Genomic DNA, 14,096 nt, shown 5'->3' with positions numbered 1-14,096 from the left:
AATGCACACCACCACGATCGAGTTCGACGACGTCGTCGACGACCGCTTCGGCGGGAAGGCCTGGGGCCTGGCCGAATTGACCCGCCTCGGACTCGACGTCCCATCGGGTTTCGTCGTCACCGGGGTCTCCCGGACCCCGCTTCCGGACGAGGTGACCGAGCGCTTCACCCGGATGCACGCACCGGTGGCGGTCCGGTCCTCGGCCACCGGAGAGGACGGCGCCGAGCACTCCTTCGCCGGGCAATACGACACCGTGCTCGGGGTCGAGACCCTGGAGGACTTCGTCGCCGCCGTTCACCGGTGTGCCCTCTCCGCCGACTCCGAGCGCGCCACCGCCTACGGCGGCCCCGATCCCGTCGAAATGCACGTGGTCGTCCAGCGGATGGTCGACGCTCGGGCGGCAGGCGTGGTGTTCACCGCGGATCCGACGACCGGGCGCCGGGATCTCCTGGTGATCGACGCGATTGCCGGTCTGGGGGAGGCGCTCGTCGACGGGTCGGCGGTCTCCGACCACTACGTGCTGACCGCGGACGGCACCGAGGCGGTCCGCGACGTCGGGGAGGCTCCCGTGCTGAGCGACGCCGAGGTCGCCCAGATCCGTGCCGGCGCACTGAAGGTCGCCCGGCACTGCGGTCGACCCATGGATCTGGAATGGGCGGTCGACCAGGCCGGCCGCCTGTGGTGGTTGCAGGCCAGACCCGTCACCACGCTGCCCGGTGACCTCAACGAGATGGACACCCCCGTCACCGGCGCCGCCGACGTCTACACGCGGTGCAACATCGGCGAGATGATGCCGGGCGCGTTCTGCCCGCTCACCGCATCGGTGTCGGGGTACGCGATCGACTACGCGATGCAGACGACCCAGGTGGTGGCCCGCGCCCAGGAGCGCTACGACACGCCGTGGCGTCAGGTTGGGTACTTCTACGGACACATGTTCCTGAACATGACCGAGGGCACGGCGCTGAGTTCGGGCATCCTCGGCAACTCCCTGGAGCAGTTCTCAATGTCGATCTGCGGACGCGTGGTCGACGAACTCGTGCCCAAGCCGCCGAAGCCGTTCGCCGACAAGCTCGTCAACACGGTCCGGCTCGTGTCGCACGCGCTGTCCGCCGGGCCGGCGATCCGGCGCCTCGGCGACCAGATCGCCGGGTTCGAGATCCCGACCGGTCACGATCCGAAAGCCGTTCTGCGACAGCTGGAGTCCGGCGTCGAACTGTATTGCCACGTCACCCTGGTCCACGTGCGCTCCTCTTCGCGCGCGGCGGTCGGCGCCAACGTCCTGGAGAGCTACCTGGTGCGCCGCGCCGTCAAGGACGGTCGTGACGAGAGCAACGGCCAGGCCGAGGCCGCCCGACTGATGGCCGGCGCGGCCGACGTCGAGAGTGCCCTCATGGTGGAGGAACTGGACCGGGTGGTGCGGCTGGTCGCGGCCGACGACACCGCCACCGAATGGTTCCTGGCCGCGGAGCCGGCAGAGGCCGTGACCCGTTTGCGGGATCGAGGCGGTCCGGCCTCGGATGCGTTGCGTGCGTTCCTGAGTCGCCACGGCCACCGTGGGTACCGCGAACTGTGCATGCGAGACCCCGCGTGGGCGCAGGACGGCGAGGGGCTCGGGTCGATGATGCAGGCCATGGTGCAGTCGGTCCGTGACGCGAGCGGTGGGCATCTCCCTGGCCGCGGGGTCGACGAGCCCGCGTCCGGCACGGTTCGGCTGCTCGCGCGGCTGGCCCGGGGCGGTGCGCGCGGCCGGGAGGAGACCAAGTCGAAGATGACCGCCATGGCCCACCGCCTCAAACGTGGATACCGCCATCTGGGGGACGTGCTGGCCGCCTCGGGACGTCTGCCCGACGCCGATCTCGTCTTCTTCTTCGACCGGGCCGAACTGCACCGGGTGGTGGGGGAAGCCGACGTCACCGAACTCGTCGAACGTGCGCGGCAACGCCGGGAAGCGCTGGCGTTTCAGCAGTCGCTGGAGTTCGACGACGTCTCGATCGGGCGGCCCACGCCCATCCTCTCTCGAGCGGCCGGCGTCACCACCGAGGGCGAGATCCTGGGTCGGCCCGCGAGTCGCGGTGTCGCCGAAGGCGTGGTGCGCGTGGCGAAGTCGATTCAGGAGGCGCGTGAGGTGCAGCGCGGGGAGATCCTCGTCGCCCCCGTCACCGACGTGGGCTGGACGCCGTACTTCACGGTGATCGCCGCACTGGTCACCGACATCGGCAGCTCGGTGTCCCACGGCGCGGTGGTCGCGCGCGAGTACGGGTTGCCGTGCGTGGTCAACACCCTGGTGGCGACGCAGGTGCTCAGGACCGGGGACCGCGTCAGGGTGGACGGCGACCGCGGGACGGTCACCCGGCTTCGCGTCGAGCCAGTGCCCGGAACGTCGGACGCGCCCGTGCGTCGAGGGGCAGTATGACTCCATGGAGATCTCTGGTTCGACCGCACTCGTCACCGGCGCCAACCGCGGGCTCGGGCGACACTTCGCCAGCCAGTTGGCCGCCCGCGGCGCCACGGTGTACGCCGGGGCCCGCGATCCGGGCTCGGTGGATCTCGACGGCGTCATCCCCATTGCCGTCGACGTCACCGACCCGGCGTCGGTCGCCGCGGCGGCTCAGGAGGCGGGCGGCGTGACGCTGCTGGTCAACAACGCCGGAATCGCGGCCAACGTGAACCTCCTGAGCGGGGACCTCGACGGTGCTCACCGCGAGATGGCGACGAACTACTTCGGCACGCTGTCGATGGTGCGGGCGTTCGCCCCGGTGATCGAACGCAACGGCGGCGGTGGCATCCTCAACGTGCTCTCGGTGCTGTCCTGGGTGAGCTACCCCGACATCAGCGGATACTGCGCGTCGAAGTCGGCGGCGTGGTCGATGACCAACGCCGTGCGTCTCGAGTTGGCGGCTCGCGGCATCGTGGTCACCGGACTGCACGTCGGCCTCATGGACACCGACATGGCCGAGGGGCTCGACGGCCCGAGATCGGATCCCGCCGACGTCGCCGCCCAGGCCCTGGACGCGATCGCGGCCGGTGAGTACGAAGTGCTCGCCGACGAGACCAGCCGCCAGGTGCGGTCAGGTTTCGGCGGTGGGGTGACGAGCCTCTACCCGCAGCTCGGGAACTGACCCCGCGGCGCGTGGCGGTCCTGAGGACTCCCGAGGACCGGTTCGCCGGTCTGCCCGGCTATCCGTACCCGCCCCACCACGTGCACGTGCAGAGCAGGGGCGTCGAACCGCTGCGCATGCACTACGTGGACGTCGGCCCGCGGGACGGGTCGGTGGTGCTGCTCGTACACGGCCAACCCACGTGGTCCTATCTGTACCGCCACGTGATCGACGTGCTCGTCGACGCCGGCCTTCGGGTCGTGGCGCCCGACAACATCGGATACGGCCGCTCCGACAAGCTCTCCGATGCAACCGATTACACCTTCGCCCGGCACGTGAACTGGCTGGCGAGCTTCGTCGCCGCACTGGATCTGCGCGACGTCACCCTCGTCGCCCAGGACTGGGGTGGGCCGCTGGGGTTGAGCGTGCTGGCCCGCGACGAGGCGCGCTTCGCCCGGGTCGTGGCCACCAACACCATCCTGCACACCTGCGACCCGGCGCTGGAGGGCCAGCTCGAGTGGGCCCACCACGGGGTGGGGGACGGCCGAATGACGTTGCAGGAGACGCTGCTCGACTACGTCGCCTTCTACCAGCGGGCGCCGGAGATCGTCCCGAGCTTCTTCCTCGACGCGGTGGCCGGACCGCTGCCCGCCGACGTGCTGGCCGCCTACGACGCACCGTTCCCGGACCGGTCCTTCACCGCAGGGCTCCGCCAGATGATCGCCCTGATCCCGTTGACCCGCAACGATCCCGGGGCGAAGATCGGTCGCGACACCATGGGCGTGCTGCAGCGGTGGGACAAGCCCTTCCTCACCGCCTACTCCGACGGAGATCCCGCCACCCGCGGCTGGGACGGCGTGTTCCAGCGCCACGTGCCCGGCGCGCGTGGGCAGCAGCACGTGACGATCGGCGGCGCCGGTCACTTCGTGCAGGAGCAGCGCGGCGAGGAACTCGGCCGCATCGTGGCGGACTTCGTCGCGCACAGTTCGTCCACGGCGAACTGACAGCAAACCCTGGCAATCTCGTAGCCGTGGTCACCACGGTGCAGCGAGAAGACCCCGCGCGACGCATGACGCCCACGACGCCCCGCGGGTGGCCGAGGCGCCTGCGTCTGGTCGTCCTCGCGGTGGTCGTGGTGTTGGCGGTGACCGCCGCCGGCTGCGCGGTCGACGCCCTGCGCGTCCCCGGCAGCGACGGCGTCGCGGCCAAGCTCGCGGAATGGGGCCGCAGTCACGGCTTCAACGCCGAGGTGACCTGGTTGGAGAAGCAGCTCTACCTGCGCAACCAGCCCGCCGTCGGTGGTGAGCCGGCCGGTGGCATTCCCGCCGCGGCCGGGGCCGTGCCGCAGGTGCCGGGCTCGGCGACGCTGCCCTCGGCTCCGATGCCGCCGCTGGGCGGTGAGACCGCGCTGCCCAACGAAGGCACGTGGCACACGGTCGTGAGCGTGCGCGGCAGGCCCGCCGTTCAGGTGGCGGCATTGCGGCCCGACGATCAGCACACCTCCTTCGTCGTCGGCGTGTTGCGGATGGACCCCGCCCTCATCCGCGGCGAATTACGGCCCGGCACCACCGATCCCGGCGGCAACTGGTCCGCCGCGCCCGCGCTGACCACCGGCGAGAGGGATGCGGTCGCGGTGGCGTTCAACGGCGGCTTCCGGCTGACCGATCCCAGCCATCCCGGGTACTACAGCCAGGGGCGCACCGTCCGCCGCCTGGTCGACGGCGAGGCCAGCCTGGTCCTGCGGGCCGACGGCACCGCGGATGTCGGCAGCTGGAATCAGGAGGTGCGGATGGCGCCGGGGGTGACGAGCGTCCGGCAGAACCTCGTGCCGCTCGTCGACGCGGGTGCGGTCAACCCGACCTGCGCGACCGGCGGCACCAAGGAGTGGGGCACCACGATCGGTCAGACGGCGTTCATCCACCGCTCCGGATTCGGAGTCACCGCAACCGGAGTCGAGGTCTACGTCGCCGGCCCGGCCATGTCGGTATGCACGTTGGGCCGCATCCTCGCCGATGCCGGCGTGGTCCGTGGCATGGAACTCGACATCAACCCGGACTGGGTGAGCGGGGCGTACTTCCATCCGCAGCCCGGCGGCTCACCGCAGGGCTTCAAACTCTTTCCGGACGAGAAGGTCTCGTCGCAGCACTATCTGCAGCCGTCCTCGCGCGACTGGTTCGCCTGGTTCGTCCGCTGACGGTTAGTCGGCGCTGATCGCGTCGACGATGTCGAGCCGGGCCGCCCGCACCGCCGGTGGCACCGACCCGAGCAGGCAGATCGCCAGTGCCGCAAGCCCGATGCCGATCATCGAGGGGCTCGGCTGCCACGCGACGTCGATGCTCAGCACGTTGGTCAGCGCGACCGAGGTCAGGTACTGAATGGCGGCGCCGAGGACGAGTCCCAGTGCTGCACCGACGATTCCGATGCCCGCGGCCTCGGCGAGGATGGCCTTGAGGGTGAAGGCCCTGGTGGCGCCGATGGCGCGCAGCACCCCGATCTCCCGACGGCGGTCCAGCACCGACAGCATCAGTGTGTTGAGCAACGTCACCGCCGAGACCACGACCACGATCCACGCGATGATCGTGATGACCGCGATCACCTGGTCCAGGGCGCTCGCCACGCCCTCGAGCGCCTCGTCGCCGGAGTAGACGAAGGCCTCCGGGGCGACGACCTTGCGGATCGCGGCCCGGACGGCGTCCGGGTCGGCGCCGGGGGTGACGGTGACCTCCAGGTCGCTGGCGCCTGCGCGGTCGAACCAGCCCTGCATGGCGGCCAGGCTCAACGCGACGGTGCCCGTCATCCCGGAGAAGTACGGCACCAGTGCCAGCACTCGCACGGAGCGCGGACCGGTGGGGGTCTGCAGCGTGATCTGGTCACCCGCCGAGACCTTCATCGACGTGCCCAGATCGCGCGAGAGGGCCACGCCCTCGCCCGTCAGCAGCTTCTGGCGGTCACCCGGACTCAGCGAGGTGAAGATGTCCCGGTGCGAGTCGGCCGCGATGCCGAGCAGCATCACCCGCGACTCGTCGACGGTGGCGAAGGCCATCTGATCGGGCACCACCCGTGCGACACCGGGGACGTCGGCGACGGCCGCGGCCGTCCCGGGCGGCAGCAGCGTCGACGAATAGTCCGTGGCGGCAGCCGAACTCACCCACACGTCGGCCTGGGCGATCGAGGCGAAGGAGGCCACCGTGGAGTCCACGGCGTTGCTGGTGGCCCCGGTGACCGCCACGGTGGTGACGACGGCCGTCAGCACCGTCATCATCGCAACCCACATCCTCTTGGGCGCGCGCTCGATGGTGGCTGCGCCGAGCACCCCGGCGGATCCGAACCGGCGGGCCACGGCCGCGGCGGCCGCGATGATGGGTCCCGAGAAGGCGAAGCACAGCGCGCTGAAGCCGATGAAGGACAACGCTATCGACGCGATGGCGATCTGACCGAGGTCGGCGGCGACCACGCCCACGGTGACGGCGAGCAGTGCCACGCCGGCGATCCCCGCGGCGATCTTGAGCCGCCGTGACCCGCGGTCGGTGGTGGACGCGCCGTTGGGGGCCAGCGCCTCGATCGGCGCGACCGCGTGAATTTGACGGGCGGCCAGCGCGGAGGCGCTGACACTGGCTAGGACGCACGCCACGACGGTCAGCGGCACCACCCAGACGGGCAGGACGTATTCCAGCCGGGCGTCGAGGGTTTGCACCATCGTCGACGGCAGCTTGCCGATGGCCAGAAGTCCGATGAGGACGCCGACCGCCGACCCGACGATCCCGCCGAGGAAGCCCACCAGTGCGGCCTCGGAGAGCATGTCGGACATGATCGTTCGCCGCCGCCCGCCCAGCGCGCGCATCGTGGAGATGAGGGGGCGGCGCTGTGCGATCGCGATGCTCATCGCGTTGTAGCTGAGGAACGCAGCCACCACCAACGACACCGAGGCGGCCAACAGGGTCATGGCCTGCAGAATGGCGAACGAGCTACTGGCTTGCGCAGCACGGAAACTCGGCGTCGCCACTACCGCCCTGCCCTGCAGTGCGGTCGTCAGCGCCGAGCGCACCGCAGGCGGTTCCGCACCGGAGGTGGTGAAGACCAGGATCGAGTCGAGCCTGCCTTCGCGGCCCGAGAGTCGTTGCGCCAGTGCCAACGGGGCGATCACGAAGTGGGCGTCGTTGAGCCGGCGGGCGGCCGGTCCGTCCACCACGGCGACGGCGGTGACCTGCGTCGAGCCCGCCACCTCGAATCGTTGGCCCTTGGCCACGCCCAGGCCGGCACCGACGATGACCCCGTCGGGCGCCGACGTCACGGGCGACCCCCGTTCGAGTTGGTCCTGAATGGCGGTCTGCAGGTCGGAGTGGAGTTCGGCGGCGTTCTGGCCGAGACCAATCAGAAGGGCGGGTTGGCCGTCGGCGGTGACGCGCGTTCGGATCAACGGCACGGCCGCGAGGACACCCTTGGTGGCGGCCACGGTGGTCAGCATGGCGTCGTCGACGCCGTCACCGGTGATGCCGGAGACCTCGAGGTCGGCGTCGCCGCCGATGCTGGTGGCGAGGCGGTCGATCGATCCGGTGATCGATCCGGAGACCCCGAGGACGGCGACGAGCAGCGCGGCCGACACCGCGACGACGAGGACCGAGGCCAACGCGCGGCCCCAGTGGGTGCGCAGCTCACGAACGTTGAGGACCTTCAGTCGGCTGAAGGCGGGGAGCGGCACCGGGTCAGCGCCGGTGCGCGGAGTGCTTGCCGCGTCGGCGTGGCGGGTCGGTGAGCAGGACGTGTGACGTGAACTCGCCGTTGCGGACGGTCGGGATGACCTCGGTCGGCTGTTCGCGCACGCCGACGGCGTGGCGGCCGCCGTCGGGTGCACGCCGCGGCGAGTTCACGTCGCGACCGGCGCCGCCGGCGGTGTCGAATCTGACGACACCGTCCTGCACCGTGATGACGCGGTCGGTCTGCGCGGCGGCGGCGAGGTCGTGGGTGACCATGATGACGGCGCGGCCGGCGCCGTCGGTCCGGGAGACGTCGCGCAGCAGTTCCATGATCGCGGCACCGGTGGAGGAGTCCAGGTTGCCGGTCGGTTCGTCGGCGAGGATGAGCGGCGGATCCATCATCAGGGCGCGAGCCACGGCCACCCGTTGCATCTGCCCGCCGGACAGCTCGGCGGGGCGGTGGTCGATCCGGTCACCGAGGCCGACGCGGTCGAGTAGCGCCACGGCGTCGGCGCGCACCCGGCGCAGTCGCTTGCCGTCGAGCAGCATCGGCAGGGCGACGTTCTCCCACGCGGTCAGGGTGGGCAGCAGATTGAAGAACTGGAAGACGAAGCCCACCTGATGGCGGCGGAACGTCGACTGTTGCTCGTCGGTCATCGTCGCGATCTCGGTGCCGTTGAACTGGATCGAGCCCGAGTCGGGAGAGTCCAGGGCACCGAGCAGTTGCAGCAAGGTGCTCTTGCCCGCACCGGACGGCCCCACGATGGAGGTGAACTCGCCGCCGTTGATCCGCAGCGTCACCCGGTCGAGGGCGCGGACGACGTGCCCACCCGTACGGTACTCCCGTACCACATTGGTCAGGTCGACGGTCAACGCCACGTCAGGTCACCTCGCGGCGAACTGTTCCGGGACCGCCGACGACCTCTCGCCGAGGCAGTCCTTGATCTTCTGTCCCACCTTGCGGTTGCGGCGACCGCCCAGTCCCAGGATCGACGGCACGTGTGCGTAGACCGCCTGGTTGTCGGGGGCGTCCATGTGCGTGAACGGCGGCGTGCCGGCGAGCGGGGTCAGCGGCAGCCGCAACACGTCGCGGGCCAGCCTGACCACCGGTGCGTCCAGGACGGCGACGAAGTGCTGGATGTTCTCCCGCATGGCCCCCAGCGCCATGATGCGCATCAGTTGGACGTGGGTGACCACCAGCCGGCGCCGGTAGCGGCGGGGGATCGCCGCCGTCGCGCCGTCCCAGACGCGGTCGAGGTCGTCGATCCCGTGCTGGCGCATCACCTCGTCGACCGAGATCGTCGTCGGCGCGATGGGCGACTTCACGCAGTCGTCGAGGTCGACGATCGTCTTCAGTCCGGCGGGGGAGTTGCGGATCATCCGGAGCGCCCCGGCGGGTACGCCGTCCTTCGTGTCGACCACGAGGAAGAACAGACTGCTCTCGTCGTACGGGCCGTACTCCCGCTTCATCATTGCGGCGTCGTTGCCCCACGACTCCTCGAAGACCTCGCGCTCGACCTGTCGCGCAATGTTGGCGAACGGATCGGTGCCCTCGATGGCGAAGCAGGCGAACCGGCTGCAGCCCAGTCGCTTGGTGTCGAGGAAGCGCGCGGTCAGCGCGTCGCGCTCGATCTCCGACATGTCGTAGACGTACTCCGTCACTCGCCGGTGCTCCCACCTATCAGCATGCATTTCGACAGGCAGATTGCCGTCGCGGAGGTGACCCGTCTGCGGGTTGCGACTGACCATGCCATCGACCGGGATGAGACGCAAACGCCTCGACGAGGTTCACAGCTGCCTCCCGTCGACGGGTCAGGCGTTCAGCAACCGCGCAACCACGCAGGGTAGCGGCGCTCCCGTGACGGCAAACGAGATCACCTAGCCGCCGGTGCCGCCGACACGGCGGTGTCGTAGAGGTCCGCCATCGCGGCCGCGACCTCGGCTCGCTGCCGGCGCCGCCGCTCGCGCTTCTCGAGGTCGGCCGTCGCGGAAGGCGTCAGGCGGGCCAGGCCCGCGATCACGGCGCGGCGCAGCCCGGCGTCGTCGAGCCCGTCGGGGCCGTAGCCGTACTCCGGCGCCCCGTGCTGCTGGGTGAAGTAACCGCAGTCGGGGACGACGACGGTCGTGCCCGCATCGTGACAGGCCTCCACCCACCCGGAATGGGTGCCGAACGCGTACGGCAGCACCACGACGTCGACCTCCATCAGGTAGTCGGCCAGTTCGTCGTCGCTGAATCGACGATGCACCCGCACGTCGACCCCGGCTTCCCGGTAGCGCCGGACGCGCTCGGCCGTGCCGGTGACGCGCAGGGCCTCGTCGTCGAGGTCCAGTCGGAGGTGGTGCCGGGGACGCTCGCCGACGAGCAGCGCGTCGACGACCGGCCACGGCCGGATGTTGGCGCGCAACGCCTTGCCGTGCACCGCGACGACGGGGTGCGGGCGCGACGGGCGCGCCAGGCCGACGGCGTCGATCGGCAGGACGTGGGGGTGGGGCAGCACGACGGCGTCGCGGCCCCACCGGCGGCCGATCTCGGCGGCCGCCCCCGAGGTCAGGGTGAGCACGACCGTGGCCGCGGGTACGAGGACGTCCAGCCGGGCCAGGTGCTCCGCGGCGTCGGCGAAGTGCGGGTTGTGCAGGTCGTGCACCGTCAGCACCAACGGGACCCGGGCGTGGCGCAGCACGTCGAGGACCGCGCGCAGGTCGGCGACGGCGATCGCCTCGAACCCGAAGTGCACGTGCAGCACGTCGATCGTGCCGATCTCGCGGCGCAGATAGTCGGGGTCGAGCAGCCGCGGTGGCCACCACTGGCCCGCCATCGTGGCCCCGGGTGGCACCGGATCGGGCAGCAGCATGACACGCGAGGTGTCGACCACCGCGGCGACGTAGGGGTGGCTTGCGGGAACGGACGCCACGGTGAGCACCCGCAGCCTTTACCCCGTCTGCACGAGATCACGCCGGACGGATAGCGTGACGTGGTGCACCAACCGTCGCCGAGGACTCGGCACTACGGTGACTTCTACCGCGTCGACCCGACCCGTGACGACGAGTCGCGGCCGCTGTGGGTGGTGGTCGGCAACTGTCAGGCCGAGGCGCTTCGGCTGGTCCTCGACGGCGTGCCGGATCGCCCCTACTCGACCGTTCGGATGCCGCCCGTGCACGAACTCGAGCCCGCCGACCTGCCACCGCTCCGGGATCTGCTCGCCAGGGCCGAGGTGCTGGTGTGCCAACCGATCAGGGACGGCTACCGCGACCTCCCGCTGGGCACCGCCGAACTCGCCGCTCGACTGCCGCGTTCGGCGCGGGTGATCCGGTGGCCGGTGATCCGCTACGCCGGTCTGCATCCGTTCCAGGCCATCGTGCGGCGCCCGTCCGACCGGAGCGTGGTGCCGCCGGTGGTGCCCTACCACGATCTGCGGACCGTGGTCGCGGCCCGCGACGGCCTGACCGCCGACGAGGAGTGGGACGTCGAGGTCGCCGACTCCGCGTTCGTCGCCGTCGCCGAGGCGAGTGAGGCCGAACTGGCGCGTCGGGAAGGACTGCAGTGCGACGTTGCGGTGTCGGACGTGTTGGGGCGCAGCGGCGCCGACGCCGCGCACACCGTCAACCATCCCGGCAACGGAGTGCTGGTGGAGCTGGGGCGCCGGGTGTTGGCCGCACTGGACGTCACGGCCACGGTGCCCACGCCGCCGCACACCCTGCTCGGCTCGGCGATCGCACCGCTGGAGTCGCGGGTGCTCACGGCTCGCGGCATCGTCGCGCCCGGTCGCGCCGACTGGTGGTTCGACGGTTCCGAAATCAGCCCTCAGGACGTGCACCGCACCCAATTGCGTTGGTATCAGGACAATCCCGACTTCGTCGAGCTGGCGATCGCGCGCCACGCCCACACTCTGGACCTGCTGGCCCTGGGGACGGCCCCGGTCCGGTGACGGCCACCCACCTGGTGGTCGGGCCCTCGCGTCACGGGGTGGTGACGTTCGCGGCAAACCTGGCGGCCTCGCTTCGTGACGTCGGCGGCCCAGTCGACGTCCTCCGGTTGCCGCACTTTCAAGACCTCGACGACGCCGACCGGCGCTGCGGTGGAGCGCATCTCAACTTCACCGACCGGCTGTTCGGTGCCACTCCGCTCGACGCCGCGCACCGGGTGGCGGAGCTCGCCCGGCAGGCGACGAGCGCGTGCTCGCGCGTGACGGTGACGCTGCACGACGTGCCGCAACCGTCCGACGGTGGCAACTATCCGCAGCGCGTGCAGGCCTACCGCGAGGTCTGCGCGGCGGTCGACGGCGTGGTGGTCAACAGCGATCACGAACGCTCACTGCTCGCCGAGTCCGGCATCGCCGACCCCGCGGCCGTCGTGGTCATCCCGCTCCCACTCGACCTCGGCGACCTCGCGCCGCGTCCGGTGGTCGAGGACCGCAGCATCGGGGTGTTCGGCTTCCTCTATCCCGGCAAGGGGCACGACGAGGTGCTCGCCGCGATGGCCAACCTGCCGACGTCGGTGGGTTTCGTCGCCGTCGGCGAACCGTCGGCGGGGCACGACGACGTGGTGCAGAGCCTGGCCGCGACCGCCGCGCGCACCGGCCGGCCGTTCTCGGTCACCGGCTACGTGGCCGACGACGGGCTCGACGACGTGCTTCGCGGCGTCACGGTGCCCGTGGCCCACCACCGGCACGTGTCGGCGTCGGGATCGATCAACACGTGGATCGCCGCGGGCCGACGCCCGCTGGTTCCCGTCAACCGCTACACGCTCGAACACGCCGAGCGGCACCCCGGCACCCTGGTGCCGTACCCCGACACCGCCGACGGCTTGCGGACCTCGCTGCGACGGGCGCTGGAGGACCTCGACTCGACGTGGATCGCTGCCGGCGCGGGCAGCGGATCGCCGTCCCGTGTCACCGCGGCGCTCTACGCGCAGGCCCTGTCCCGGTGGCACGATGTCTGACCTTCAGGCACCAATTCCGTTGTCCGACGGCCGTCTCGCGGTGCCTGGCAACCGCTGGGACCTGCTCGACGGGCACCCGGGCCGGCCGGTGCGCGTCGCGGTGGTCATCCCGTTCTACGAGCAGCACGATGCCCTCGCGGTGACGCTGGCGGCACTCGAGCAGCAGACCTACCCGCTCGAGCTGCTCGAGGTGGTGGTCGCCGACGACGGGTCGGCCGAGGCGCCCCGGCCGGAGTCGACGCTGAACGTCTCGGTGGTCAGCCAGCGCCGCAACGGTTTTCGGGCCGCGGCGGCGCGCAACCTGGGAGCGCGTGCGACCTCCGCCGAGGTGCTCTGCTTCCTGGATGCCGACACCCATCCCGATCCGGACTACGTGCGCCGCATCGTCCGGTTGCCGTCGGTGCTGCCCGACGCGTTGGTCGTCGGCCGCCGCAGGCACGCCGCGCTCGACGGGTGGACGCCAGATCGGTGGCGGGCGTGGCATTCGGGTGGGCCCGCGCCCGAGGTGCTCGAGGAGCCGCAATGGCTCAGCGAGGCCTACGACCGGACGCGACGGCTGCTGGACCTCGACCACCGCTCCTACCGCTACGTCATCAGCTCGGTGATGTGCTGCAGCCGCGAATTGTTCACCGACATCGGCGGATTCGACGAATCCTTCACCCGCTACGGCGGAGAGGACTGGGAGCTCGCCCACCGAGCGGTGAGCAGTGGAGCGGTGCTGCACCACGAGCCGTTGGCCGGCGCGTGGCATTCGGGCCCCGACTGGGCGGGCCGCGACGTCGCCGAGCGGACCGCGGCCAAGAATCACGAATCCCTCGCGGTGGCGCGGTTGGTCCCCGACCCCGACGCTCGCCGGCACGGCTTGCGATACGAGATTCCCGCCGTCGCCGTCGTCGTCGACGTCACCGGCCACACGGTGGGCTCGCTGGTTGCCACCATGGCCAGCTTCCTGCACCTCGACGTGGGCATCTGGCTCCAGGGTGCCGACGCGGTCCGCCTGCGCGGCGAGCTGCGCGACGACGACCCGCGAATCGGCACCGGCGCCGTTCCGGCGGGCGTGGGCGCGCGGTGCCGCGTGGTGCTGTTCACCCGGGGCCGCGCGGTGCTCCCGGCGTCGGCGGTGGATCTGATGCTCGAGGCGTGCGCCGCACCCGGTGTCGGCGAGGTCCTCGTCGAGCACGGCGACGTCGGGGTCGCTTGCCGCTCGTCGTGGGCCGTCAACCGTGCTCGACGCTGGACGGCCGGACCGCGCCCGTCGTTGTCACCTGAGGCCGCCGGCCAGCTCTACGAGACGCGCCGCCTCGACGCCACCGAGCTCGGGCTTCGGGAGGGCTCGCGGGACACGTCGCTGGCGTGGTGACCCGT

The 14,096-nt window shown here is 71.1% G+C and carries 11 protein-coding genes; 7 read left to right on the top strand and 4 right to left on the bottom strand.

Features of this window, described 5'->3' with window-relative positions; translation table 11 throughout:
• Position 1 precedes the first annotated feature (1 nt).
• Genes ABZ195_RS11590 through ABZ195_RS11575 form a run of 4 tightly spaced genes read left to right on the top strand, consistent with a single transcriptional unit; the run spans position 2 to position 5,292 of the window.
• On the top strand, positions 2 to 2,413 hold the full coding sequence (locus tag ABZ195_RS11590; protein ID WP_355217701.1) for a PEP/pyruvate-binding domain-containing protein: 2,412 nt from the start codon (positions 2 to 4) through the stop codon (positions 2,411 to 2,413).
• Positions 2,414 to 2,417: 4 nt separating this feature from the next.
• Entirely contained in the window at positions 2,418 to 3,119 is a 702-nt protein-coding gene (locus tag ABZ195_RS11585) for an SDR family oxidoreductase (RefSeq protein ID WP_355217699.1), read from the top strand.
• An 11-nt stretch (positions 3,120 to 3,130) separates the two neighbouring features.
• The gene (locus tag ABZ195_RS11580) at positions 3,131 to 4,102 is read left to right on the top strand and encodes a haloalkane dehalogenase (protein ID WP_355217697.1); all 972 of its coding nucleotides are present in this window, start codon (positions 3,131 to 3,133) and stop codon (positions 4,100 to 4,102) included.
• A gap of 26 nt (positions 4,103 to 4,128) precedes the next feature.
• Positions 4,129 to 5,292 (top strand): hypothetical protein, encoded by a 1,164-nt coding sequence (locus ABZ195_RS11575; protein ID WP_355217695.1) that lies wholly within the window; start codon positions 4,129 to 4,131, stop codon positions 5,290 to 5,292.
• Between the two features lie 3 nt (positions 5,293 to 5,295).
• Here ABZ195_RS11575 and ABZ195_RS11570 read toward each other — a convergent pair whose 3' ends face one another.
• The 4 genes from ABZ195_RS11570 to ABZ195_RS11555 form a co-directional block, all read right to left on the bottom strand.
• On the bottom strand, positions 5,296 to 7,797 hold the full coding sequence (locus ABZ195_RS11570; protein WP_355217693.1) for an FtsX-like permease family protein: 2,502 nt from the start codon (positions 7,795 to 7,797) through the stop codon (positions 5,296 to 5,298).
• Between the two features lie 4 nt (positions 7,798 to 7,801).
• Positions 7,802 to 8,665, bottom strand: coding sequence for an ABC transporter ATP-binding protein (locus ABZ195_RS11565; RefSeq protein WP_355217886.1), 864 nt, complete (start codon positions 8,663 to 8,665; stop codon positions 7,802 to 7,804).
• Between the two features lie 12 nt (positions 8,666 to 8,677).
• Complete coding sequence (locus tag ABZ195_RS11560; RefSeq protein ID WP_355217691.1) at positions 8,678 to 9,454, bottom strand: hypothetical protein; 777 nt, start codon at positions 9,452 to 9,454, stop codon at positions 8,678 to 8,680.
• Positions 9,455 to 9,666: 212 nt separating this feature from the next.
• Positions 9,667 to 10,704 carry a hypothetical protein gene (locus ABZ195_RS11555; protein WP_355217689.1) on the bottom strand — a complete coding sequence of 346 codons (1,038 nt, stop codon included), beginning with the start codon at positions 10,702 to 10,704 and terminating at the stop codon, positions 9,667 to 9,669.
• 63 nt (positions 10,705 to 10,767) lie between these two features.
• On the opposite strand from ABZ195_RS11555, the gene ABZ195_RS11550 reads away from it, so the two are divergent.
• Genes ABZ195_RS11550 through ABZ195_RS11540 form a run of 3 tightly spaced genes read left to right on the top strand, consistent with a single transcriptional unit; the run spans position 10,768 to position 14,091 of the window.
• Entirely contained in the window at positions 10,768 to 11,718 is a 951-nt protein-coding gene (locus ABZ195_RS11550; RefSeq protein ID WP_355217687.1) for a WcbI family polysaccharide biosynthesis putative acetyltransferase, read from the top strand.
• Positions 11,715 to 12,731 carry a hypothetical protein gene (locus ABZ195_RS11545; RefSeq protein ID WP_355217685.1) on the top strand — a complete coding sequence of 339 codons (1,017 nt, stop codon included), beginning with the start codon at positions 11,715 to 11,717 and terminating at the stop codon, positions 12,729 to 12,731. The genes ABZ195_RS11550 and ABZ195_RS11545 overlap by 4 nt, the downstream gene beginning before the upstream one ends.
• Positions 12,724 to 14,091 (top strand): glycosyltransferase, encoded by a 1,368-nt coding sequence (locus tag ABZ195_RS11540; RefSeq protein WP_355217683.1) that lies wholly within the window; start codon positions 12,724 to 12,726, stop codon positions 14,089 to 14,091. Before ABZ195_RS11545 ends, ABZ195_RS11540 begins: the two co-directional genes overlap by 8 nt.
• Positions 14,092 to 14,096: the final 5 nt, after the last annotated feature.

The organism is Mycobacterium sp. NPDC006124, assembly GCF_040614235.1.
Classification (GTDB): domain Bacteria; phylum Actinomycetota; class Actinomycetes; order Mycobacteriales; family Mycobacteriaceae; genus Mycobacterium.
The sequence above is the reverse complement of the archived record's forward strand: the minus strand, read 5'-3'. Positions and strand labels throughout refer to the sequence as shown.